This window comes from Luteolibacter yonseiensis (genome assembly GCF_016595465.1).
Classification (GTDB): domain Bacteria; phylum Verrucomicrobiota; class Verrucomicrobiia; order Verrucomicrobiales; family Akkermansiaceae; genus Luteolibacter; species Luteolibacter yonseiensis.
This window is the reverse complement of the sequence record NZ_JAENIK010000012.1, coordinates 845,946-868,198: the sequence shown is the minus strand read 5'-3', so window position 1 is coordinate 868,198 and position 22,253 is coordinate 845,946. Positions and strand designations below refer to the sequence as shown.

The 22,253-nt window shown below is 61.3% G+C and carries 15 protein-coding genes; 12 read left to right on the top strand and 3 right to left on the bottom strand.

What is annotated here, in order from left to right; all coding sequences use genetic code 11:
• The first annotated feature begins 10 nt into the window (after positions 1 to 10).
• The 5 genes from JIN84_RS19355 to JIN84_RS19335 are packed head-to-tail and all read left to right on the top strand — an operon-like array spanning position 11 to position 5,253.
• Complete coding sequence (locus tag JIN84_RS19355) at positions 11 to 739, top strand: RDD family protein (RefSeq protein WP_200352716.1); 729 nt, start codon at positions 11 to 13, stop codon at positions 737 to 739.
• Positions 736 to 1,707: a stage II sporulation protein M gene (locus JIN84_RS19350; RefSeq protein WP_200352715.1), complete on the top strand. Its 972-nt coding sequence runs from the start codon at positions 736 to 738 to the stop codon at positions 1,705 to 1,707. The genes JIN84_RS19355 and JIN84_RS19350 overlap by 4 nt, the downstream gene beginning before the upstream one ends.
• Positions 1,697 to 3,127, top strand: coding sequence for a hypothetical protein (locus tag JIN84_RS19345; protein WP_200352714.1), 1,431 nt, complete (start codon positions 1,697 to 1,699; stop codon positions 3,125 to 3,127). Before JIN84_RS19350 ends, JIN84_RS19345 begins: the two co-directional genes overlap by 11 nt.
• Positions 3,128 to 3,138: 11 nt before the next feature.
• A complete protein-coding gene (locus JIN84_RS19340) occupies positions 3,139 to 4,218 on the top strand; it encodes a DUF4350 domain-containing protein (RefSeq protein ID WP_200352713.1) in 1,080 nt (359 codons plus the stop codon).
• Positions 4,219 to 4,224: 6 nt separating this feature from the next.
• Positions 4,225 to 5,253: an AAA family ATPase gene (locus tag JIN84_RS19335; protein ID WP_200352712.1), complete on the top strand. Its 1,029-nt coding sequence runs from the start codon at positions 4,225 to 4,227 to the stop codon at positions 5,251 to 5,253.
• A gap of 49 nt (positions 5,254 to 5,302) precedes the next feature.
• Here the strand turns inward: JIN84_RS19335 and JIN84_RS19330 are convergent, their stop codons facing one another.
• A complete protein-coding gene (locus JIN84_RS19330; RefSeq protein ID WP_200352711.1) occupies positions 5,303 to 7,648 on the bottom strand; it encodes a glycoside hydrolase family 2 TIM barrel-domain containing protein in 2,346 nt (781 codons plus the stop codon).
• Positions 7,649 to 7,707: 59 nt separating this feature from the next.
• Positions 7,708 to 8,307: a L,D-transpeptidase gene (locus JIN84_RS19325; protein WP_200352710.1), complete on the bottom strand. Its 600-nt coding sequence runs from the start codon at positions 8,305 to 8,307 to the stop codon at positions 7,708 to 7,710.
• A gap of 133 nt (positions 8,308 to 8,440) precedes the next feature.
• On the opposite strand from JIN84_RS19325, the gene JIN84_RS19320 reads away from it, so the two are divergent.
• The 5 genes from JIN84_RS19320 to JIN84_RS19300 all read left to right on the top strand — a co-directional run bounded on the left by JIN84_RS19320 (position 8,441) and on the right by JIN84_RS19300 (position 15,662).
• Positions 8,441 to 9,928, top strand: coding sequence for a malate:quinone oxidoreductase (locus JIN84_RS19320; RefSeq protein WP_200352709.1), 1,488 nt, complete (start codon positions 8,441 to 8,443; stop codon positions 9,926 to 9,928).
• A gap of 87 nt (positions 9,929 to 10,015) precedes the next feature.
• On the top strand, positions 10,016 to 12,271 hold the full coding sequence (locus JIN84_RS19315) for an FdhF/YdeP family oxidoreductase (RefSeq protein ID WP_200352708.1): 2,256 nt from the start codon (positions 10,016 to 10,018) through the stop codon (positions 12,269 to 12,271).
• A 13-nt stretch (positions 12,272 to 12,284) separates the two neighbouring features.
• A complete protein-coding gene (locus JIN84_RS19310; RefSeq protein WP_200352707.1) occupies positions 12,285 to 13,490 on the top strand; it encodes a prepilin peptidase in 1,206 nt (401 codons plus the stop codon).
• Positions 13,491 to 13,493: 3 nt separating this feature from the next.
• Positions 13,494 to 13,781, top strand: a complete 288-nt coding sequence (locus tag JIN84_RS19305; protein WP_200352706.1) for a hypothetical protein — start codon at positions 13,494 to 13,496, stop codon at positions 13,779 to 13,781.
• 81 nt (positions 13,782 to 13,862) lie between these two features.
• The gene (locus JIN84_RS19300; protein ID WP_200352705.1) at positions 13,863 to 15,662 is read left to right on the top strand and encodes an alpha-amylase family glycosyl hydrolase; all 1,800 of its coding nucleotides are present in this window, start codon (positions 13,863 to 13,865) and stop codon (positions 15,660 to 15,662) included.
• A 42-nt stretch (positions 15,663 to 15,704) separates the two neighbouring features.
• Here the strand turns inward: JIN84_RS19300 and JIN84_RS19295 are convergent, their stop codons facing one another.
• Positions 15,705 to 16,643 (bottom strand): type I phosphomannose isomerase catalytic subunit, encoded by a 939-nt coding sequence (locus tag JIN84_RS19295; protein ID WP_200352704.1) that lies wholly within the window; start codon positions 16,641 to 16,643, stop codon positions 15,705 to 15,707.
• A gap of 147 nt (positions 16,644 to 16,790) precedes the next feature.
• Here JIN84_RS19295 and JIN84_RS19290 point away from each other — a divergent pair, with 147 nt between their 5' ends.
• Positions 16,791 to 20,195, top strand: a complete 3,405-nt coding sequence (locus JIN84_RS19290; RefSeq protein ID WP_200352703.1) for a translocation/assembly module TamB domain-containing protein — start codon at positions 16,791 to 16,793, stop codon at positions 20,193 to 20,195.
• The gene (locus tag JIN84_RS19285) at positions 20,195 to 22,183 is read left to right on the top strand and encodes a BamA/OMP85 family outer membrane protein (protein ID WP_200352702.1); all 1,989 of its coding nucleotides are present in this window, start codon (positions 20,195 to 20,197) and stop codon (positions 22,181 to 22,183) included. Before JIN84_RS19290 ends, JIN84_RS19285 begins: the two co-directional genes overlap by 1 nt.
• Positions 22,184 to 22,253: the final 70 nt, after the last annotated feature.

Here is a 22,253-nt window from a genome sequence, read left to right as displayed (position 1 = left end):
GACACCGACCATGCCGGAGCCAGAAAAACTAGACACCTTGCAGGCGGTGGAACTCGCCGAGGGCATTGAGATCCGCCTGCGGATGGCGGGACCGATGTTGCGTGCGAGTGCCTATCTCGTCGATTTCCTGATCCGGGGTGTGATTCTGATCGTTGGCGGGATCGCTGTTTCATTCGCAGGCATCGCCATGGGCGGCCAGGTGGCGCAAGGGGTGATATTGTTATCCTGGTTCCTCATGGACTGGCTTTACCCCGTTGTTTTTGAAGCCGGAAAACGCGGAGCCACTCCCGGCAAGCGCGCGATGGGGCTGCGTGTGGTGCAAGCCACCGGTTCACCGATCACGCTCGGCCAGGCCGTGATCCGGAATTTCCTGCGTTTCATCGACGGCATGCCGATGTTCACCTACTGCTTCGGACTGACGAGCTGCATGGCGACGAAGCGTTTCCAGCGTCTCGGAGATCTTGCCGCTGGCACGGTGGTGATCTATGACCGCATCCCTCCGCAGCCGATGTTGCCCTCGCCGCCCCCGGTTGTCGCGGTGCCGCTGCCGGTCGGACTGACGGCGGATGAAATGAGGGCGTTGGCGTTGTTCCGTGATCGTGCGGGGTTGTGGTCGGAGGGGCGGCGCGAGGAGATCGCGGACCAGGTTTCCGTGCTCAGCGGCTCGAGCGGCGTGGCGGGCGTGGACCGCCTGCTGGCGATGGCGCACTGGGCGCAGATGGGAAGGGGGGATAAATGACGTCGGGTGAATTCGAGAGCCGCAACGCCGCCCGCTGGGCGGAGTATGAATCCCTGGTGTCGATGCTGGAAAAAGGAAAACGCGGACCCGAGGCGGAGAAACTGCCACGGCTTTTCCGCGAACTCAGCCTGGATCTGTCGCTCGCGGAAGAACGCATGTATGGTCCCCGCATCACGCAGCGTCTGAATGAACTCGTCATTCGGGGTTACGAACTCATTTACCAGAGACGGCGCGGGAGCTGGGAGAATGTGGTGCGTTTCATCGCCGTGGGGTTTCCGCGTGCCGTGCGGGCCGACTGGCGCCTGTTCTGGATGTGCAACCTGGTTTTCTGGCTGCCGTTTTTCGCGATGATGCTCTCCGCACACCACGACATCCGCTGGGTGCAGGCTGTCCTGGGAGCCAATGGCATGGCGGGCATGGAGCAGATGTACGGTGGAAAGGAAGAACAGCTCAGCCACCTGCGGAGCGAGTATGGTTCGAATTTCATGATGTTCTGCTTCTACATCTATAACAATGTGGCCATCGATTTCCGCATCTTCGCCGGTGGCATGGCGGCGGGGGTGGGCACCTTGTTTTTCCTGCTGTTCAACGGCCTCCACCTCGGTGCCGCGGCAGGCTACGTGAACCACGCGTGCAATCCCGAGTCATTCTGGACGTTTGTCTCCGGCCATTCCTCGTTTGAACTTCTCGGCATGATCGTTTCCGGCATGGCGGGCATGCGCCTCGGTCTGGCGATCCTGCGGCCGGGAAGGCTGCCACGTGTGAGGGCGCTGGTCGAGGCGGCCCGGCAGGCGCTGCCGCTGATCTATGGCGCCGCCGTCATGACCACTCTCGCCGCGGTGGTGGAGGGGTTCTGGTCGGCGCAGGACATGCCTTCGAATCTGAAATACACCGTGGGCATCGTCGGCTGGTTGCTGCACATCGCCTATTTCACCCTTGCGGGAAGGAGGTTCGGGCATGCGCCTTGATACGGTGACCGCGGAGATCCGTCCCCGCAGCGACTGGGAGGCGGTGGATCTCGGATTCGCCATGGTCCGTCGGAGTTTCTGGCGGTGCCTCACGGTGTGGTGGCTCGCCATCGGCATTCCCACCGCCATCGCGGCGGTGTTTTTGTGGGACCATCCCATCGTTCTGCTCATCCTTTTCTGGTGGTGGAAACCCGCCGGGTCCCGGCTGGTGTTGTTCGAACTGAGCAGGCGGTTGTTCGGCGAGGAGCCGACGTGGAAATCCGTTTGGCGGGAAATCCCGCGCGCATGGTGGCGGCGGTTTTTCTATCGCTACATCTGGGCGCGTTTCTCGCCATGGATGCCGGTGACGCTGGCAGTGGAAGACCTGGAAGGATTGCGCGGGAAGCCCTACCGTCTGCGTTGTGGCCAGTTGGTAAGGCGTGGAGAAGGGGCTGTCATGTGGCTGTCGGGCATCGGTCATCTGACGGTGGAATGGTTGGGGTTCGGAATCCTCGTCCTGATCCACATGATGCTGCCGGAGGGGCAGGATGGGATCTGGCAGCAGACGAAGGAGGCATGGGATCCCAATTTTCCGCTGGAGATCCCCCTCGCCGCGTTGCGGGTCGTGGTCGGAAGCATGATGTTCGCCTTGTCCCTGACCGACATCTTCGTGATCGGCGCAGGGTTCGGCATCTACATCAACAACCGCACATGGATCGAGGGCTGGGATGTGGAGCTGGCCTTCAAACGGCTCGCCCAGCGATTGGGGAAGGTGGCGCTGTTGTTGCTTTCATTTTCCCTCATCAGCCTGTCCGCCAGGGCAGGGGAAACCGGATCTCCTGCCGAGGTCATCCAAGAAGTGAAATCCGACAAGGCTTTCGAAGTGCACAGCGTGATGGATCGGGTGCAGAAGTCGAAGACGTCATCCTCCAGGACCCTTCCTGTGGAGTTGATCCAGGCGATCATGGTGGTTTCCGCTGTCTGCACGGTGGTGCTGCTCGTGGGTCTTGTGGGCTGGATGGTATGGAAAAACCGTCATGCGTTCCAGCTCCGGGGTGGTGCCGGGAAGGAAAAAGGGCCGCCACCGGCAGCCCGGGTGGTGATGGGCATGGAGGTTTCTCCCGATTCCCTTCCCACGGACATTCCCACCGCCGCGTGGGTTCTCTGGCAGCAGGGACGGCAGCAGGATGCCTTGGGGCTGCTTTACCGGGGTTCCATTTCCCGGGTGATCGAGACGGGTCGCGTGGAGATCCATGAGTCGGATACCGAGGGCGACTGCATGCGCCGCGTGGAGCAAACGGGCGTGGCCGCGCATCCGGGATATTTCCGTGGCATCACCGGCATGTGGATCCGTCTTGCCTACGCGGGCGTCACGCCGCCGGACGCTGAGGTGCGGGCGGCGTGCGAGCAGTGGCCTTTTGAAGAAGGGAGGCGGCGATGAAATTTCTTCTCATGCTGTTGGCGGTTCTGGTCATCACGGGATGTGATTATACCGAGGTGAAGCGTGAGATCGGCTACAAGGGAAAGGCACGTATCAATCCCTGGCTCGCCGCCGAGCGGTTTTGCGAACAATACGATGGTGAGGTCCGTTCGCTCGCGGTATGGACGGCTCCGCAATACGACGATGCGATATGGTTCGTGCCGGCGTCCGTTCCCAGCAATACGAGCTACATCCGCCAGTTGGAAAGCTGGGTGGAAGAAGGGGGGCATCTGGTTCTGCTGGTGGAACATGCGGACGCGGAATCCAGCGACTGGTCCCGCCATGCGATGCCTCCGGATCTCGAACCGGTCCTCCTGGAGATGTTGGATCGCGCGGGGATCGAATTGAAGCCGGACGCCGCGGGTCGTGGGGAGGTGACCGCGGAAAGGATCCGCTTCCGGAAGGAATCCTACGAGGTTGATGCGAAGTCGGATGCCGGTGTGGCCCGCAAGGGCGGGAAACAGGGCGTGTTCGCATCTGTCAGAAGCGGGGACGGCCGCATCACGGTTCTGACGGACGCCAGGATTTTCCGCAACCGCTGGATCGGCGACAAGGATCATGCGGCATTGCTTGACGCCCTCGTCGCAGCCACCGAATACGAGGGCAACATCGGTTTCCTGCGGGGATCAGGCTTGTCGCTCTGGGGCTTGCTGAAAGACCATCTGTGGCCCGTGCTGGTGGGGCTGGCCCTTCTCATGGCGTTGTGGCTTTGGAGGAGTTTCAGCCGTTTCGGCCCCATCGAGTCGGCGGACGCCGGTTCCCCCTTGCGTGGTTATGACCATCATCTGGAAGCCCTCGGTGATTTCCAATGGCGGCTCGATCGGGCCGCCGCCCTTCTGGTTCCGTTGCGGGAGCAGATCATCGAACGCGGTCAGCGGATACGTGCCCGGGCCGGACGGCGGGATGACGACTTCATCCAATTCCTGGCCGAGCGTGCGGAGATACCCCGTGAACGCGTCCACCGCGCCCTGGTGGAAGCGGCACCGGCGGATTCGGCAATCCTCACCCGCACCACCGCGGACCTGCAACGCCTTCTCCAAGTTTTACATTAACTCCTTATGAATTCCGAACCCGACTCCCCGACACCTCAAGAGGCGCCGATCATCCAGAATACCCCGGTGCCACAGGACGCTCCGACCGCCCATGGACCCGCCGCGCTGATCCGGCAGATGCGCGAACAGATCCGCCACGTCATTCTCGGACAGGATGCCGTTGTGGAGCAGGTTCTCGCCGCATTGCTGGCGGGAGGCCATGTGCTGTTGGAAGGCAAGCCGGGGTTGGGGAAAACCCACCTGGTCACCACATTGGCGAAGACCTTCGGCGGCAGCTCCGCGCGGATCCAGTTCACACCGGACCTCATGCCTTCCGATGTGACAGGCTTCCGGCTTTTCGACATGAAGAGCCAGACATTCCAACTGCGGCATGGTCCCGTTTTCACCAACCTCCTCCTGGCTGACGAAATCAACCGTGCTCCTGCCAAGACACAGTCCGCACTGCTGGAAGTGATGCAGGAGCAACAGGTCACCATCGATGGCGAAACACTGAAGCTGGCACCGCCATTCATGACGCTCGCGACGCAGAATCCGGTGGAGCACGAGGGCACTTACCCGCTTCCGGAAGCACAACTGGACCGCTTCATCATGAAGGTGCTCATCGACTACCCCGTGCGGGAGGCCGAGTGCGAGATCGTCACACGGGCCGCCGCCGAGACGCCCGGTGCCGCCCGTGACGAGGTTTCGATCATCTGTGGCCCTGAGGAAATCGTGTCCGCACAGCGGGCTACCGCGGCGGTCCAGGTGGTCCCGGAAGTGGTGGCTTACGCGGTGTCGCTGGCGCAGGCGACCCGCGAATCCAGATCCGTTTCCCTCGGAGCGGGCACTCGTGGAGCGATCAGTCTGGTGAAAATCGGCAAGGCCTTCGCCGCGCTGGATGGCAGGGGCTTCGTCACCCCCGACGATATCAAACGCGCCGCCCTGCCGGTCCTGCGCCACCGTGTCCAGCTCACGCCGGAAGTGGCGATCAGCGGCCAGGAGGTGGACGAGGTTCTCCAGGCGATCGTGGAAAGCGTCCCGGCCCCGAGGCAGTGAGCCTGCCTGTGATTCGTTGCAGGGTGGGGTGGTCCCACCCTCCGGTGGATCAGCGCTCCGGGTTGATTTCGATGCTCTTGCCGTCAAGGCCTTCCGAACCGGCGGCCACCGTGATCTTGCCGGTGCCTGTCGCACGCACGATCGCTAGCGCGCGGCCTTGGTAAGCCTTTCGCCGGTTCGCTTGGAACGGCTCGGTGCTGACGACATTTCCGCTGTCCACGCCGATGATCCTACCGGGACCCGTGAGGTTGAATGTCACGAGATTCTCCGCGTTCGGGACGACAATGCCGTTTTCGTCCAGCAGACGGACCTCGATGTTGGAGACATCGTCAAAGCTGGTTCCAAGGGTGTTCCTGTCCGGCAGTAGTTCGATTTTCACTACTTTTCCAGCGGTGCGGAGCTGGTCGGTGGCGGCTTCCCTGCCGTTTTTGGAAGCGATGGCTTTGAGGGTTCCGGGTTGGTAGGAGACTTTCCAGTTCAGCGGACCTCCATCCTTGCGGGTGGACTTTTTCCCTAGCGATTTGTCGTTGAGAAAAACCTCCACCTCGTCCGCGTTGCTGTAGATTTCCACCTCCTCATCGTGTGGCTCGCGGTTGGAGGGTGTCCAGTCGGGGAACAACACCTGGCGGCGCTGCCATTCCAGCGCTTCATATCCGGGGTCCGCCGGGGTGGCGGCGGTGACCCCGATGCGGCGGAAAATGCGGACCATCGGTTCGTCGCTCCACCAGCTCCTCCGTTCCTCGCCCCGCGGCTGGATGAAACCCGCCCGGTCAAGCAGGCCGGCGTTGAACACGGTGAGCGGCCAGCTCCGGGATTCTCCCAGGTAGTCGATGCCCACCCACAGGAACTGTCCGGAATGTTGGGGATTGTCCCGGCAGGCCAGCCAGGTGGCCCGTTCATGACCCTGTTCGGTGCCGACGATCTTCCGCCCCGCCTTGTCCTTCCATGCCTCCAACAGTTCCTTGTCGCGATAGTTTGTCCCGATGACATCCAGCATGTCCGCCAGACCATTCTTGTAATCGCCGGAGACGTTGGAGCGGAACAACGCCTGGGTCACCGCGCGCGACGGATCCAGCTCATGGCAGATATCGACAAGGCCGCGGAGGATGGGCTTGGCAAGGTCCGGCTTCGGTGTGTCGTGGATCTCGTTTCCCACACTGTAGAGGATGATGCTCGGGTGGTTCCGGTCACGGAGAATTCCGTCGCGGAGATCCCGGTGGGACCATTCCTTGAAATGGAGGTGGTAGTCCTGTTTGTTTTTCCCCTTCGTCCAGCAGTCGAAAAACTCATCCATCACGAGAAATCCCATCTGATCGCAAAGATCGAGGAATTCCGGCGCCACCGGATTGTGCGCCGTGCGGATGGAATTCACGCCAAGTCCGCGCAGGGTTTCCAGGCGCCTGCGCCAGACGCCCAACGGAACAGCCGCACCCACGGCTCCTCCGTCGTGATGGAGCGCCACTCCCTTGAGTTTGAGATTCCTGCCGTTCAACCAGAAGCCGGTGTCCGAACGGAACTCCGCCTTGCGGATGCCGAAGGGAGTGCGCACCTCATCCAGATCGACTCCTCCGGCCGTGACGCGGGTGACGAGCGTGTGGAGATGCGGGGAATCGAGGTTCCAGAGCTTGGGGGAAGAGACCTGAAGCTTCTGCGTGAGAGCGATCTCCTTGCCCGGGCCGAGTGTGGTGTGGGATTCGGTATTGCCGAGGGTTTTGCCGTCCGGTCCGACAAGGGAGGATTGAAGGATGATTTCCCCTGATTTTTCCGAGGTGTTCGCGAGGGATGTTCGGATCTCCACCGTCGCGGATTCTTTGGAAACCTCGGGCGTGGTCACATACACCCCCCACGGGGCCACATGCACCGGGTGCGCGGCGACGAGTCTCACATGGCGGTAAATGCCGCCACCGGCATACCAGCGCGAGGCGGGTTGGGCCGAGGTGTCCGCCCTGACGACGAGCACGTTGGCCCCGTCCTGCCTGAGATGTTCCGTCACGTCGTAGCGGAAGCTGACATAGCCGCTGGGCCGGTGCCCGAGCAGCTTGTCGTTCAGCCAGACATCGCTGTTCGCCATCACCCCGTCGAACTCGATCCACATGCGCTGTCCCCCGCTCCCGGCAGGTGGTTTGATCTCCTTGCGATACCACGCCACTCCGGTCGGCAGCCAACCACCGGATCCTGTGGCCGGGGCGGATTGCGAGAAATTTCCAGCGATGCTCCAGTCGTGCGGGACATCGGTTTTCTGCCATGAGGAAGCATCGAAATCCGGCTTCTCTGCCCCCGGAGCGTCACCTTGGAAGAATGCCCATTCCGCATCCAGGGGGGTGATCGTGCGGGCGGCAAGCGATGTGATGCACGACAAAAGGGCGGCGAAAAGGGCGGACAACGTGGGTTTCACCCGGTGATTCAACCCGCCTCCGCCGGAAAATCCAATTACCGGAACGGGTTAATTTCTTCTCAGCCCAGTGTCCCGGGGCGGCTGAGCCTGGGCTTGCCCCGCGTGATTTTCACCGGCGTTCCGACCTTGGTCACTTCATACAATTTCGGAACGAAGTCCCGTGGCAGACGGATGCAGCCATGGGATGCAGCCTCGCCGGGGCGGGGGATTTCCCCCGCATGCAGGCCGATGCCGTAATTCGTGATCCGCATCCAATAATGCATGGGGGACGGGTGATAAAATTCGCCGGGCGGGACCGGTGTCGTTGGCTTCGCATCGCCGTTGGTGACGGTACCTTTGGCATCGGCGATCCAGCCGTAACGATTGGACAGCTTCAGCGGCAGCCTTTCCGTGATGGTGTAGTCGCCGGTTGCCGTCGAGTGGCCTTCCTTTCCGGTCGAGACGAACGACCATCCGATGACGCGGTCGCCACGCTTGTAGGTCGCGATTTGTTCGGAGAGATCGATTTCCACCGAGATCTCGCCGGGGCCGCCATCGTCGGCCCACTCGTAAAGCACCGCCTTCGCCTTCGCCGGCTCTTCGGGTTTGAAAAGTCCGCAGGAGGTGGTGAGCACGGACAGGCAGACGAGGGAAAAACTGATGAACAGGCGGGGGATCATGTGGCTGTGCCTGAGATAGGTAGACGGCACGCTCCTGCCAAGCCCGTTCATTTCGCACGATGCGGTTATCGAAATTTTCTCCCAAATGGCTTGCCGGATGGGGCGGGCCTGCCTATCGCACCGCCAGCTTGTCATGAAAAGGGTCGAAACTATCGCGGAACCGGACGTCATTCTCATCGGCGGAGGCATCATGAGCGCCACACTCGGCGTGCTGCTCTATCATCTGGATCCCACGCTGAAGATCCAGATCGTCGAGGCCCTCGCCGAGGTCGCGAAGGAAAGCACCAATCCTTGGAACAACGCCGGGACCGGCCACGCCGCACTTTGCGAGCTGAATTACACGAAGGAGAACGCTGACAAGACGGTCGATATTTCCAAGGCCATCGAGATCAACGAGGCCTTCGAGGTTTCCAAACAATTCTGGGCCTATCTTGTGGGCGAGGGCGTGCTGCCCGATCCCGCCGAGTTCATCACCAAGGTCCCGCACATGAGTTTCGTGCGTGGAAAACAGGATCAGGCCTATCTCAAGCGCCGTCACAAGACGATGTCCAAGCATCACTTCTTCGCGGAGATGAAATACAGCGAGGACTCCAAGACCATCGGGAAATGGGCGCAACTGTTGTTGGATGGACGAAACGCGCAGGAACCCATCGCCGCGACCCGCGCGGAGGGCGGCACCGATGTGAACTTCGGCGCGCTCACCCGCAGCCTTGTGGATTTCCTCTCTTCCAAGGAAACCATCAAGGTCGCGACCCGTCACCAGGTCCACGACATCAAGCGCAAGCGGGACGGACGGTGGGAGCTGGTCATCCGCAATTTGGAAAAAGGCATCAACCGCAAGGTGACCGCGCCCTTCGTCTTCGTGGGGGCCGGCGGCGCGTCGCTGCCGTTGTTGCAGAAATCGAAAATTCCCGAAGGCAAAGGCTTTGGCGGATTCCCGGTCAGCGGCCAGTTCCTCGTTTGTGACAATCCGGCGATCGTCGAGCGCCACCACGCGAAGGTGTATGGAAAAGCCGCTGTCGGCGCGCCACCGATGTCCGTGCCGCACCTGGATACCCGGGTTATCGACGGCAAGCTTTCACTGCTCTTCGGCCCGTTCGCCGGATTCTCTCCGAAATTCCTGAAGTCCGGTTCGTTTTTCGACCTTCCCGGCTCGGTGAAAATCTCCAACCTCATCCCGATGCTCGCGGTCGGAAAAGACAATATCGACCTCACCCGCTACCTGATCGAACAGGTGATGCAAAGCCCCGAGGACCGTCTTGACGCCCTGCGCGAGTTTTTCCCCGACGCGAAGCTCAAGGATTGGAAGCTCCTCACCGCCGGCCAACGGGTGCAGATCATCAAGCAGGATGCGAAAAAAGGCGGAGTGCTCCAGTTCGGCACGGAAGTCGTCGCGGCGGGGGATGGATCGATCGCCGCATTGCTGGGTGCGTCTCCCGGTGCGTCCACCGCGGTGGATGTGATGCTGGACATTCTTGAAAAATGCTTCGCCAAGCGGCTTCCCGAATGGCGATCCAAGCTGGAAACCATGATTCCATCCTACGGCAGGAGCCTGGCGGGAGATCCGGAATTGTACCAGAAATTGCGTGTGGACGCGGATCGTGCTTTGGGACTTGAGTGAGTCTGCCACTCCCTCCACGGATCCAGTGATTCGAATTTTCCCCTTTTGGGTTGAATCAGCCGCATCGCCGCACATGTTTGGGGTTCGATGCTTGAACCCGAGAAGCTGAAACAAACCCCTCCCAAGACGTGGGCCGCCGGGATGCCGGCTGTCAGTTCGTCGATGCAACATATCCTGCGGGAAGCCGGCGCGCTGCGGGGCACCCGCGGGCTTCTCGACATGAACCAGATCGGTGGTTTCGATTGTCCGAGCTGCGCGTGGCCGGATCCGGACGGGCATCGCTCGCTTGCCGAGTTTTGTGAAAACGGGGCGAAAGCCCTCGCGTCCGAGGCCACCCTCACGCTCGCCGATCCCGCGTTTTTCGAAACCCACAGTATCGAAGAGCTCGAAGCCGAGAGCGATCTCTGGCATGACCGGCAGGGCCGCATCGCGTATCCGATGGTCCTGCGGCAGGGCTCCGACCATTACCAGCCGGTGACTTGGAGCGACGCTTTCGGCATCATCGCCAAACACCTCAACAGGCTCGCATCACCGGATGAAGCGATCTTCTACACCTCCGGCCGCGCCAGCAACGAGGCCGCTTTTCTTTACCAGCTCTTCGCCCGCAGTTATGGAACGAACAACCTGCCGGATTGTTCGAACATGTGCCATGAGTCCAGCGGTCTCGCCATGAAGGACGCCATCGGTATCGGAAAAGGGACCGTGACGCTCGATGACTTCCTTGAGGCTGATACCATCCTCTGCGTCGGGCAGAACCCCGGCACCAATCATCCCCGGATGCTCGGCACGCTGGAAGCCGCCGTGAAAAACGGGGCGAGACTCGTCGCCATCAACCCGTTGAAAGAAGCGGGACTGGTGGGCTTCGTCCACCCGCAGCATCCCGTCGCCACCGTGTTCGGCCGGGCGACCGCGCTCGCTTCGCAATTCATCCGGGTGCGGGTCAATGGTGATCTGGCCCTGTTCCGGGGCGTCGCCAAGGCGCTGCTTGAGGACGAGTCCCGCGAGCCCGGCACGGTGCTGGACTCCTCTTTCATCCGGGAACATACCGGGGATTTCGCAGCCTACCGCGATCTCGTGCTCGCCACTCCGTGGGAAGAGATCATCGAAATGAGCGGAGTGGGGGAAAGCGAGATCCGTGCCCTGGCCGAAACGCTTGCCGGTGGCAGCCGCCGCGTCATCACCTGTTGGGCGATGGGACTCACCCAGCATCGGAATGCCGTGGCCACCATCCGTGAGGTGGTGAATGTCCACCTCCTGCTCGGTGCCATCGGCCGGCCCGGAGCGGGCCTCTGCCCCGTGCGCGGCCACAGCAATGTCCAAGGGGACCGCACCATGGGTATCTTCGAAAAGATGCCGGAATCCTTTCTCGCCGCGCTGGATCGGGAATGCGGGATCACCTCACCCCGCCGCCACGGTTACGATACCGTCGCCGCCATCCATGCCATGCACTCCGGCCGGGCCAAGGTGTTCTTCGCCCTCGGCGGAAATTTTCTCCAGGCCTCGCCCGACACCGATTACACCGCCGCCGCCCTGCGGAACTGCGAACTCACCGTCCACGTCTCCACCAAGCTGAACCGCAGCCACCTCGTCACCGGTCGCACCGCTCTGATCCTGCCCTGCCTTGGTCGCAGCGAGCGCGATGGAGAGGGCAGGTTCATCACGACAGAGAACTCGATGGGAGTCGTCCAGATGTCCCAAGGCGCGCTCCCCCCGGCTTCTCCCTACCTGCTTTCGGAAGTGGAAATCGTCGCCCGCCTCGCCGAGGCCGTGCATGGTGTCAAAAGCCCCGTGCTCTGGCGCTGGCTCGCCGAGGACTACGACCGCATCCGCAGCATCATCGAGCGGGTCATTCCGGGTTTCGAGAACTTCAATGAACGTGTGCTCGAAGAGGGCGGTTTCTATCTTCCGAACGCAGCCAAGGAGCGGATCTGGAACACTCCCACCGGCAAGGCGAATTTCAGCCTCGCCCTGATGGACGTCTTCCAACCCTCGCCCGGCCGCCTGGTGCTGCAAACCCTCCGCAGCCACGACCAGTTCAACACCACCATCTATGGTCTGGACGACCGCTACCGGGGGATCTCAAACGCCCGCCGCATCCTCCTGGTTCATCCGGAGGATCTCGCGCTGCGGAAGATCCCGCCTTGTTCTCAAGTGACGATCACCAGCTTCTGGGGCGACGAACGACGCGTTGCCCGTGGCTTCACCGCGGTTCCCTATGAAATGCCCCGGGGCAGTGCCGCCGCCTATTTCCCCGAAGCCAACGTGCTGGTCCCCGCCACCAGCCAGGCTGAAGGCAGCGGCACGCCGACGAGCAAGGCGGTGGAGATCGAGATAAGCGGATGAGGATAGGCGATCCATGCCCGATCATTATCCTTGGCAGTCGCACGGGGGTGGCTTGAATGGCGGGACTTTGGACGCAGTGATTTCCCAACTTCCTTTCGCGCCGTGGAGCTGGCTGGTACCGGCGTTTGTCCTCGGTGCGTGCATCGGCTCGTTTTTGAACGTGGTGATCTACCGGGTGCCGTTGGGAATGTCGGTGAACGAGCCGAAACGGTCGTTTTGTCCGATCTGCAAGGCCGCCATCCCGATGTGGCTGAACCTGCCGCTGGTGAGCTGGTTATGGCTGCGGGGAAAATGCAGACAGTGTCACGCGCCGATCGCTTTCCGCTACTTCGGTGTCGAGTTGCTGACCGCGTTGCTTTTTGTGGCGGTGGCATGGATCTTCCTGCCCCAGTCGGCCGCGGTGGTGATCCCGCTGTGGATTCTGATGGCACTTCTGGTGAGCATCACTTTCATCGATGCCGAGCATCTCATCATCCCCACCTCGCTGACCTGGGGGGGATCGGTGGTAGGACTGGCGGGTTGTGCCCTGTGGCCGCAGCTTCCGGTCCTGGCAGGCTATGGTTATGAGTGGTTGAGCGGTATGAAACAGGGAGGCATCGGTTGGGCGGTGGGTTTTTTCGGGCTTTGGGGTGTGGTGGAGCTGGGCAAACTGGCTTTTGGCAAGAAGGCGCTGAAGTTCGACAAACCGGTGGCCTGGTCGCTGCGTGAACCGGAGAACGACACGGATCCGATTTATTTTGTCATTGGTGAGGATGAGATCCCGTGGTGGGACATCTTTTCGCGGAAGGAGGACAAGCTGATCGTGGACACCACGGAGGTGCGTGTGAACGGCGTGGCGGTGGTGGCGGGAAAATTGGTGATCCGGGAGACCGGTATCGAACTGGCGGATGGAACGACGCACGCGCTGGAGGACATCAAGGCGCTGGACGGGGTTGCGACGAACGCGGTGATCCCACGTGAGGCGATGGGCATGGGGGACGTCCATCTGTTGGGGATGATCGGCGCGTTCTTCGGCTGGTCGGGCGTGCTGTTCTCCTTGTTCGCCGCGTCCCTGTTCGCGATTTTCGCGGCGATCATCGGGCGGATCGGTTTTGGCAGGCAGTTGCCGTTCGGGCCGTTCCTCGCGATGGGCGCGGTGGCGTGGATGTTCGGCGGGTGGAGACTGTGGGCGTGGTATCTGGATTTCCTTGGACCAATCGGAATCGGGAGTAATTTCTGAGGTATGAAAAACAAGGAGCCTGGAAGTTGGGATGCGAGTACCGGTCTCGCGCGGGCGATCCTGCATGACCGCACGGAACGCCGGAAGTGGATGGGCCGGATGGTGCTCGTGCCGCTCGGCATGCTGGCCGTGGGACTGTGGGTGATTGACGCATGGATCTGGGAAAGCCCGTGGCGCGTGCTCTTCTGGTGGGGGGGATGCGCGGTGGCGACGGTGATGGTGATGCTCTTCGCGATGTATGACGCGCTGGCGGTCATCCGGGAAGAACGTGAAAAGCATAAGGACTCGTGAGAGACGTTCGTGGGGTCGAGGCCCCGCAGTCTCCAACCATTCTCTTGGCAGTCGCCCGCTTCTGGTGTAGTCGTGGCCATAATGACATCAAGTGCCCTGTCCGCCGTGGCGACGCGTCCGGTAATCTATCAGCTTCTGGTCCGGACCTTCGGAAATACGAACGAAACCCGCAGAATCAATGGCACGCTCGCTGAGAACGGCTGCGGGAAATTCAACGATATCAATGATGCCGCGCTGGGTTCGCTGAAGGACATGGGTTTCACCCACCTCTGGCTCACCGGGGTCTTGGAACAAGCCAGCGGCACCGCCTATCCGGGCCGCCCTGCGGATGCGCCGGACATCCTGAAAGGCATCGCCGGAAGTCCCTATGCCATCAAGGATTACTTCGACGTCTGTCCGGATTACGCGATCGACCCGTTGAAACGACTCGAAGAGTTCAAGGCCCTGCTGGACCGCTGCGACACGCATGGGTTGAAGGTCGTCATCGACTTCGTGCCGAATCACGTGGCGCGTTCCTATCAATCCGACGTCAAGCCAGAGCTCTCTTTTGGCGCGGGTGACAGGCACGACGTGTTCTTCGACCGGGACAACCATTTCTATTACCTCGGCCCGGAAGATCCCGGCGAAGGACCGCCGCTCAAGCTGCCCACGGCAGGGATGCCGGGATGCAGCGGACTCTTCGAGATGGAGACGATATGTGGAAGGGTCACGGGAAACAATGTGATCTCATGGGCTCCATCCATCCATGATTGGTATGAGACGGTGAAGCTGAACTATGGTCATGATTTCACCCGGGGCCGTGCGACAGGGGACCTGCCCGGCGCCGGTGCCGACGTGTCCGAGGTGCCGAAAACGTGGCGCACGATGGATGAGATCCTCGCCTACTGGCAGGGAATGGGCGTAGGAGGATTCCGCTGCGACATGGCCCACATGATACCGATGGAGTTCTGGCGTTGGGCGGTGAAGCGGGCGCGTGCGCGCCATGAGGATGTGTTTTTCTCCGCCGAAGCCTACGACAGCGACCCGGCGAAGCTCACGGACAAGGATGTGCTCGACGAGTTGTTGGATTCCGGGTTCGACGCCGTTTACGATCATCCCGCCTACCGCCTGCTGGAGGCGGTCTATGACGGCGGAAAGTGGGCGAACGACCTCGATCCGCTGACATTCACCGGGAAAAAATTCCACCAGTCCGTACGTTACGCCGAGAATCACGACGAGGTGAGGATTGCAAATCCGAAGGTATGGGGGGGGCTCGGGATGAAAACCGGCAAGCCGGTCTCCGCGGTCTTGTTCGGCATGGGTCGTGGCGCGGTGATGCTCTACAGCGGCCAGGAAATCGGCGAACCCGCCGTCGGATCGGAAGGTTTCAGCGGCGACAACGCGCGCACGACGATTTTTGATTACTGGTCCATGCCCGAGTTTGTGAAATGGGTGAACGGAGGGAAATACGATGGCGGGAGACTCGGCGACGAACAAAAATCACTGCGTGGGTGGTATGGGAAACTCCTCGGAGCGATCGGCTCTCCCGCATTCACCCAAGGAGAATTCTATGGCTTGAACCATGCGAACCACGGCAATCCGAAATTCGGAAGGATAGGAGACGAAACAGCGTCCGGGCACTGGCTCTACGCCTTCATCCGTCACGACCCGGGAAGCGGTGAATCCGCCCTGGTCGTGGCGAACTTCCACGGCAGCGAAACCCTGCGGGGAGTGAAGGTGGACATCCCCCGGAACGCATGGGAATTCATGAACCGGACGGAAAAGCCTTCGTGGAGATTCACCGACACTCTCGACAGCGGTTGGGCGGGTGAATCGGATGCGGAAGGCCTGGCTCTCCCCGACCTGCCGCCGTGTGGCGCGATGATTCTGAAAATCGGGTAGGGACATTTCTTTCCCCACCCGAATCGCGATGTGACGGGCAGCTCAGAGCGGCAGCGTGATCTGCAGGACCGTGGAGTCCGCCACCGCCTTCAACGGGGCACCGCCACGAGGCACCAACAGGAACTGTCCTTTCTCAAACCGTGTTCCTTCGGCGCTTTCCAACTGGCCGTTCGCGACCGAGAGGATCGAGAAGCGGTCTTCGCGGGGATTGACGATGCTTTCGCCCGCGTTGAGCAACTTGCGATCCGTCTTGAAGTAATCACAGCTCGCCAGGTTGTCACCCAGCGGGGTGTCCATGGTGGGCTCGAAGTCGTGGAAATCGATGCTCGCCAGCGACTCGGCGACATGGAGTTCGCGGGGTTTCCCATCCAGGCCGAGGCGGTTCCAGTCGAACACCCGGTAGGTCGTATCCGAATTCTGCTGGATCTCATGGATCAGGAATCCCGCGCCGATGGCGTGCAGGCGTCCGGAGGCGATGAAAATGGAGTCACCGGCCTTGGGTTCGACGGCGTGCACGCAATCCGCGACCGTTCCGTCCGCGATGGACTTCTCGAAATCATCGCGGGTGATGCCGTTCTTCAAGCCGACGTAGAGTTTCGCGTCCGGCTCGCAATCCGCGATGTACCACATTTCGGTTTTCGGCTCGCCACCGAGGGAATCAGCAAGGTGGACGGGCGGATGGACCTGGATGGAGAGGTCGTCCCGGGCGTCAAGCACCTTGATGAGGATGGGGAAGCGAGGGTGGTTCTGGTAGCCAAGGCCGAAGATTTCCTCGCGGTGGTTGGTCCACAGGTCATGCAGCGCGGCACCGGCATAGGTGCCGCCCGTGACGACGGACTGCTCGTTTTCCCGGTCCACGATCTCCCATGCCTCGCCGAAGGGCAGGGACGGATCCGGCAGTGAGCGTCCATAAACGTGTTCCAGTTCGCGGCCGCCCCAGACGCGTTCCATGTAAAGCGGGGTGAAGATGATCGGTTCCATGCGCGGGGTTGATAGATGGAGGTTTGGCAATTGGCAATTCTTGAGAATCGAGCTGTTGACCGGAGCGGAAGTTCCGTCAAGGTTACTGACGCTTTGGCAGAATCAGAACCCATTACCAATGCCCCCGCAGCGCCGCGTAAACGGCGTTTGAAATACCGACTGCTGATTTTGCTCGGCCTTCTGTTGCTGGGGCTTGTGTGGCTGAACGGACCGGGGTTGCGCCTCATCACCCCGAGGGTGGCGGTGCATTTCCTCGAAAAAGCCGGACTGCGGGGAAATTTTACTGTCGGAGGGAATTTGACCGGCGGACTCTCGTTTTCGGATCTCCACATCGAGGGGGACAAGGAACTCGCCAGTCTTTCCATCGACAAGGTGACACCCGAATACGAGTGGAGGGGACTCATCAGGGGGGAATTGAAAGGCCTGACCATCGATGGTGTTCATGCGGATCTCCGGCTCGGGCTGGAAAAGCCTGAGGAGCCGGAAAAACCGCCGCTCGACTTGAAAAAACTCGTCACCACCGTGCGCTCCATCCGCGGTCGGGTCATTCCGTTGAACTTGGAACTCAGGAATCTTACCCTGGCTGCGACCCGGGAGGGTAAACCGGTGATCGGTCTTGCGAAAAGCGGTCTCTCCCACGCTGCGGGAAGCGATGACATCCGGCTGGAGTTGGGAGCCATCACCGATGCGTCCGGTCGCGAATGGCCGGCCCAGCAGTCCGCCATTGTCTGGTCGCAGGACGCGCTGGACATCCGGCGGATCGATCCGCTGCCCGGGGTAAGCTTGCGGGACCTCGTCGTGCAGCTCCCTGCCGGTGGCGAACCTTCGCTTGATGGCGAACTGCATCTGGATGAGGCCGTTTTCCTGCTTTACGCGGCACCGGGTTTTTCTTCGGCCAAGATCGACCTGAAGGAGGGGAAACTCCAGGTGGACGAGACCGCCAGACGTTTCGGCGTGGAGTTGCCCGCAGCCGCGACCCTCACCTCCCTCTCTGTGGAGCTGGACCAACTGCTGCCAGACCCGAAGTCCGCCACAGGCACGGTGCGGACGCTGTTGGAGAATGTCGCCTGGCAGGATTGGCTTTCATCGGAGTTGAGCCTGGACGCCACGCTCACCGACGCGCAGGCCACCGTGAACGGCCGTAGCAAGTTGCTTGGCACGGAGATCGCGGTGGAGGCCACCGCTCCTGTCGCCCGCTCGGAGAAGAGTTTCACCCTCGGTGAAACGACTGGAAAATTCAATGTCGCGGACGTCCCGGCATTGCTGCGGGAATTGTCCGCGAGGGTTCCAGCCATCGATCCGGAAGCGGTGGCTCCGGCGTCCTCGATTGACGGCAGTTTCAGCGTCGCCTTCGCATCCAACAAGCCTCAGTCGGCCGACGTGGATCTGTCGCTCAAGCCCCAGGATGTGACGATTGCCACTCCCATGAACATCAAGGCACGCTGGGCTCCTGATCAACCGCTTGCCGCGGACCTCGTGTTGGATGGTGCCAAAGTGAATACCACTTACCAAATCCAAACCGCCGGTTACAAGGCTTCGGCGGAGTTCGAGGAATTCACCACCGCCCGGATCGAGCGCTGGCTTTCCATCGCCAAGGTAAAGTTGGGAGGAACCGCAAGTCTGACAGGCCGGTGGGATGGCGGAGGCGAAATAAAGGCCAACAAGCACCGGGGAGAACTGTCCTTCACCCAAGCCACCTGGTCGAGGGAGATGGCCGAGCCGATCACCGCCATCGGCGGGATGGCCTATGATTGGCCCTCCGGGTTTGAGACCAAGGGGCTGAGAGTGCGCATGGGGGAGCAAGGTGTGGCATTGGAAGCGGCGCTTTCCCATGGGTTGCTGGACCTCCGTAATTTCACGTGGACCCGTGGCATCGAGGAACTCGCCCATGGCACGGCCAGTCTTCCCATACCGGAAGACTTTTCAAAATGGCGCGACACACTGGCGAGGGACGCACGTCCGTTGGATGTGTCCATCGACTCGAAGGTGCTTTCATTGGGACTCCTGAAGGAGTGGGTTCCCGCTCTGGAACAACTGGATCCACGCTCCACCGGGCAGCTCGGCATCCATGTCTCCGGGACCTATTCCGATCCGCTGATCGACGCGAAATTCGTCGCCCGCGACCTGCGTTCGCCCGCCCGGCCGCAACTTCCGCCCGCGGATTTGAAGATCTCGCTCGTCGGGGGCGAAGGACGTCTCAGGTTGGAAGGTGAGGCGACCTCACCCGATTTCCCCGCCGCCGTGATGAAGGCGGACATGGCGTTCCGTCCGGCGGAATGGGCGCAGAACCCGGCGTCCATCAAGGACGAGGATTTGGTGGCACGATTGGACCTTCCCCGCCTCGACCTCTCCCGTTTCAACACCCTGGTCCCCTCAGCGGAGCAACTCTCCGGTGCCTTGACCGGGAATGTCGGCGTCAGCGGAAAAGTCGGCAAGCCTGAGATCAAGGGGCTGCTGGAACTGACAGGTGGCGCGCTCCGACTGAAAGACCAGCGCATCCCGCCGCTGGAAGGGGTGGCGGCAGCCGTGGAATTCGCGCTGGACCGGGCGGTGGTGAAAAATCTTCGCGCGACCGTCGCCGGTGGCAGCTTGCAGGGGGAGGGAACCCTCTCGCTGAGCGAGGGCAAGCCGGGTCCTCTGGATGTTCGCCTGCGTGGCAACCATCTGCCATTGCTGCGGAACGACTACCTGATCGTCCGTGCCAATGGTGATCTACGGTTGCAAGGCGCTTGGGAAAATGCGGTCGTTTCGGGCAGCGTGGGCCTGGTGGACAGTATTTTCTACCGGGACATCGAGCTGTTGCCGATCGGCACGCCCTTCACCGGTCCCTCCGCCGCCGCGATTCCCAAGTTCGACAAATCACAGACGCAGGTCGGCGGCATGCCCGAGCCGTTCCGGAACTGGGGACTGAATGTGACGGTGCGCACCGATGCCCCGCTCATCATCCGGGGGAATCTTGCGAATGGTGATATCTCGGGCAGCATGAAAATCGGCGGGAATCTGGGCAACCCCGCCCCGGACGGTGACTTCAAGGTCCGCAATTTCAAGGCGAGCCTGCCTTTCAGCACCTTGTCTGTCAGATCGGGACTGATCAGTTTCAAACCGGACTCCGGTTTCGATCCCATCCTTGAGATAAGGGGGACCGCCGAGCCCCGCCCCTATACGGTGAATGTCTATGCCTATGGGAACGCCTCCAATCCACAACTTCTCCTGACTTCGAATCCTCCTCTGCCGGACAACGAGATCATGACCCTTCTCGCCACCGGCACGACAACTTCCGGATTGGAGGACCCGTCTGTGGCCTCATCGCGGGCGATGCACCTGCTCGCCGAGGAAATCCGTCACGGGCGTGTCAGCTACACCCGCAGGCTGCGACCGTTGCTGGGTTTGTTGGACAAGGTGAACTTCAGTGTGGCGGAGAGCGATCCGTATTCGAACGACAAGTTTTCCACAGCCACCATTTCACTTACTGACAAGTGGTTCCTCTCCACCGGCATGGGAGAGACCGGCGATTCACGAATCCTCGCCATCTGGCGGCTTACCTTCCACTGATGATGCGCCGCACTTTTCCCATCCTCATGCTCACCGCGCTCGCCGCGACGGCCGAGACGCGCATCCACATCACCGGCCTGACCCGCAAGAGCGAGGGGAACGTGCTGGATCTGATGGGCGGGCGGCTGGAATATGTGAGGAACAACCAGGCATCCGCATCAAGTGCGGACGATGCCGCCTTCCTTCTGACCCAGGTGTTGCGGAAGGACGGATACGCCGATGTGCGGGTGAGTTCGAAAATCGTCAGCCGCGACGAAATCCTGCTGACCGTATACGAAGGCCGGAGATTCTCCCTCGGGACCGTGACGGTCCGCGGTGTCGATTCGGATCAGGCGCCCAAACTGGCCAAGATCTATGCCGCACCCGCCGAGAAGGCTCGTCCGTTGGGAGCCGGGTCCGCCCCCTTCAGGGAGGAAGACGTCGAGAAGGGGGTATCCAACATCCGGCAACAACTCAACTCGCAAGGCTATTGGTCAGCCGAGGTGACGATCGCCTCCCGCAATACCGATCCGGTTGAGGAGCGGGTGGATCTCGCCATCGACGTGGTCACCGGACCGCTTTTCCGAATTTCTCCCGCGAAAATCTTCAGCCCGGACAACCGCGGGGTGATCCGCACGAAGACGACCGTTGACCCATTCATCGGCAAGGAAGCCACCACCGCGAACCTGAATGCCATGCGCCTCGCGGTGGAGGAGGCTTTCAACAGCCGTGGTTATCCCGACTCCAGAATCACCATGGGCCGCATTCTGGAGGCTCCGAAATTCATCCCGGATTTCTACATTGATCTCGGCAACCGCGTCCGGCTGAACAACGTCCGTATCGAGGGGCTCGAGCGGACGAATCCGAAACGAATCGCCCAACGAATGAAGGTTTTGGAGGGGGAGTGGTATGACGAGGCGGCGATGAACAAGCGCATCCGTGGATTCCTGGCGACCGGAGCATTTTCTTCAGCGACCGTGGAGAGGGTTCCGGTGAGCGAGAAACGGATCGATGCCTTGCTGCATTTCGACGAAACACGCGCGCGAGAGATTTCAGGTGCGGCGGGGGTGGATTCCTATCACGGACCTCTCTTCCGGGTATCCTATGCGGACAGGAACCTGTTCGGGCAGTTGCTGGGCTTCAGCTCCGGTTTCGAATTCAGCGCGCGTGGCATTCTGGGAGAAACGAAACTGACGGATCCCTGGATGTGGGGTTCCGATGTTTCGGGAACAGTCCGCGCTTACGCGCTGTTTTACGGACGGGAAGGCTATACCGCCCTGGAAACCGGTCTGGAGGGCAAGGTGAATTGGAAGCTGGGCGACCACTATTCGTTGGAAGTTCTCGCGGGCACCTCCATCGTGAACCTCGAACCTGACGGCCTGCCGCCTGCGGAATTGGGCGAAACGGTATATGGAAACCCGCGGCTTCGCTTCACCCAGACATTGGATTATCGCGACAGCACCGTCCTGCCGAAGAAGGGATGGCACCTGGACAGCCCGTTGGAAATCGGTGCCGCGGTGGGGGATCTCACCACCTCCTACGTGAAGGGAGGCGTCAACGGGGGATGGTATCACCCGATCAATGCGAACTACAGCGTTGGTTTGGGAGGTGAGTTCGGCATGCTGGTCCCGACGGGCGACGGTGAGAACCTGCCCATCGACCTGCGGATGTTCAATGGTGGCGCACGGAGCGTTCGCAGCTTCCCCGAGCGGGAACTGGGGCCGACGGTGAACGGCCATCCAACAGGCGGCGAAGCCGCTTGGAATGCGAATGCCGAGCTGATCCGCAGTATCACGGGAAGTGTCAGCGCGGTGGTGTTCCTGGACGCGGGTGCGCTGTCCCGCGAGTATTATGAACTGTCCCAGAGCGAACTGGAGATGGCGGTCGGTCTCGGCGTCAGGCTGAATCTGCCGATTGGCCCTGTGCGGTTGGAGTATGGTTACAATCTGACCCAGGATCCCGGCGAACCTGTTGGCACGCTGCATTTCGCAATCGGAACGGCGTATTGAACGCGGGCAACGAGGGAATTTATTGCCCCTCTTTCCATCATGCTGGTCCGAATGGAACAGTGGCGGGGGC

Excerpts from the sequence above, each read along its gene's own strand:
- JIN84_RS19325 (WP_200352710.1), bottom strand. The coding sequence starts at position 8,307 with ATGATCCCCCGCCTGTTCATCAGTTTTTCCCTCGTCTGCCTGTCCGTG.
- JIN84_RS19295 (WP_200352704.1), bottom strand. The coding sequence starts at position 16,643 with ATGGAACCGATCATCTTCACCCCGCTTTACATGGAACGCGTCTGGGGC.
- JIN84_RS19350 (WP_200352715.1), top strand. The coding sequence starts at position 736 with ATGACGTCGGGTGAATTCGAGAGCCGCAACGCCGCCCGCTGGGCGGAG.
- JIN84_RS19285 (WP_200352702.1), top strand. The coding sequence starts at position 20,195 with ATGATGCGCCGCACTTTTCCCATCCTCATGCTCACCGCGCTCGCCGCG.
- JIN84_RS19320 (WP_200352709.1), top strand. The coding sequence starts at position 8,441 with ATGAAAAGGGTCGAAACTATCGCGGAACCGGACGTCATTCTCATCGGC.
- JIN84_RS19305 (WP_200352706.1), top strand. The coding sequence starts at position 13,494 with ATGAAAAACAAGGAGCCTGGAAGTTGGGATGCGAGTACCGGTCTCGCG.
- JIN84_RS19345 (WP_200352714.1), top strand. The coding sequence starts at position 1,697 with ATGCGCCTTGATACGGTGACCGCGGAGATCCGTCCCCGCAGCGACTGG.
- JIN84_RS19310 (WP_200352707.1), top strand. The coding sequence starts at position 12,285 with ATGCCCGATCATTATCCTTGGCAGTCGCACGGGGGTGGCTTGAATGGC.
- JIN84_RS19335 (WP_200352712.1), top strand. The coding sequence starts at position 4,225 with ATGAATTCCGAACCCGACTCCCCGACACCTCAAGAGGCGCCGATCATC.
- JIN84_RS19355 (WP_200352716.1), top strand. The coding sequence starts at position 11 with ATGCCGGAGCCAGAAAAACTAGACACCTTGCAGGCGGTGGAACTCGCC.
- JIN84_RS19315 (WP_200352708.1), top strand. The coding sequence starts at position 10,016 with ATGCTTGAACCCGAGAAGCTGAAACAAACCCCTCCCAAGACGTGGGCC.
- JIN84_RS19340 (WP_200352713.1), top strand. The coding sequence starts at position 3,139 with ATGCTGTTGGCGGTTCTGGTCATCACGGGATGTGATTATACCGAGGTG.
- JIN84_RS19300 (WP_200352705.1), top strand. The coding sequence starts at position 13,863 with ATGACATCAAGTGCCCTGTCCGCCGTGGCGACGCGTCCGGTAATCTAT.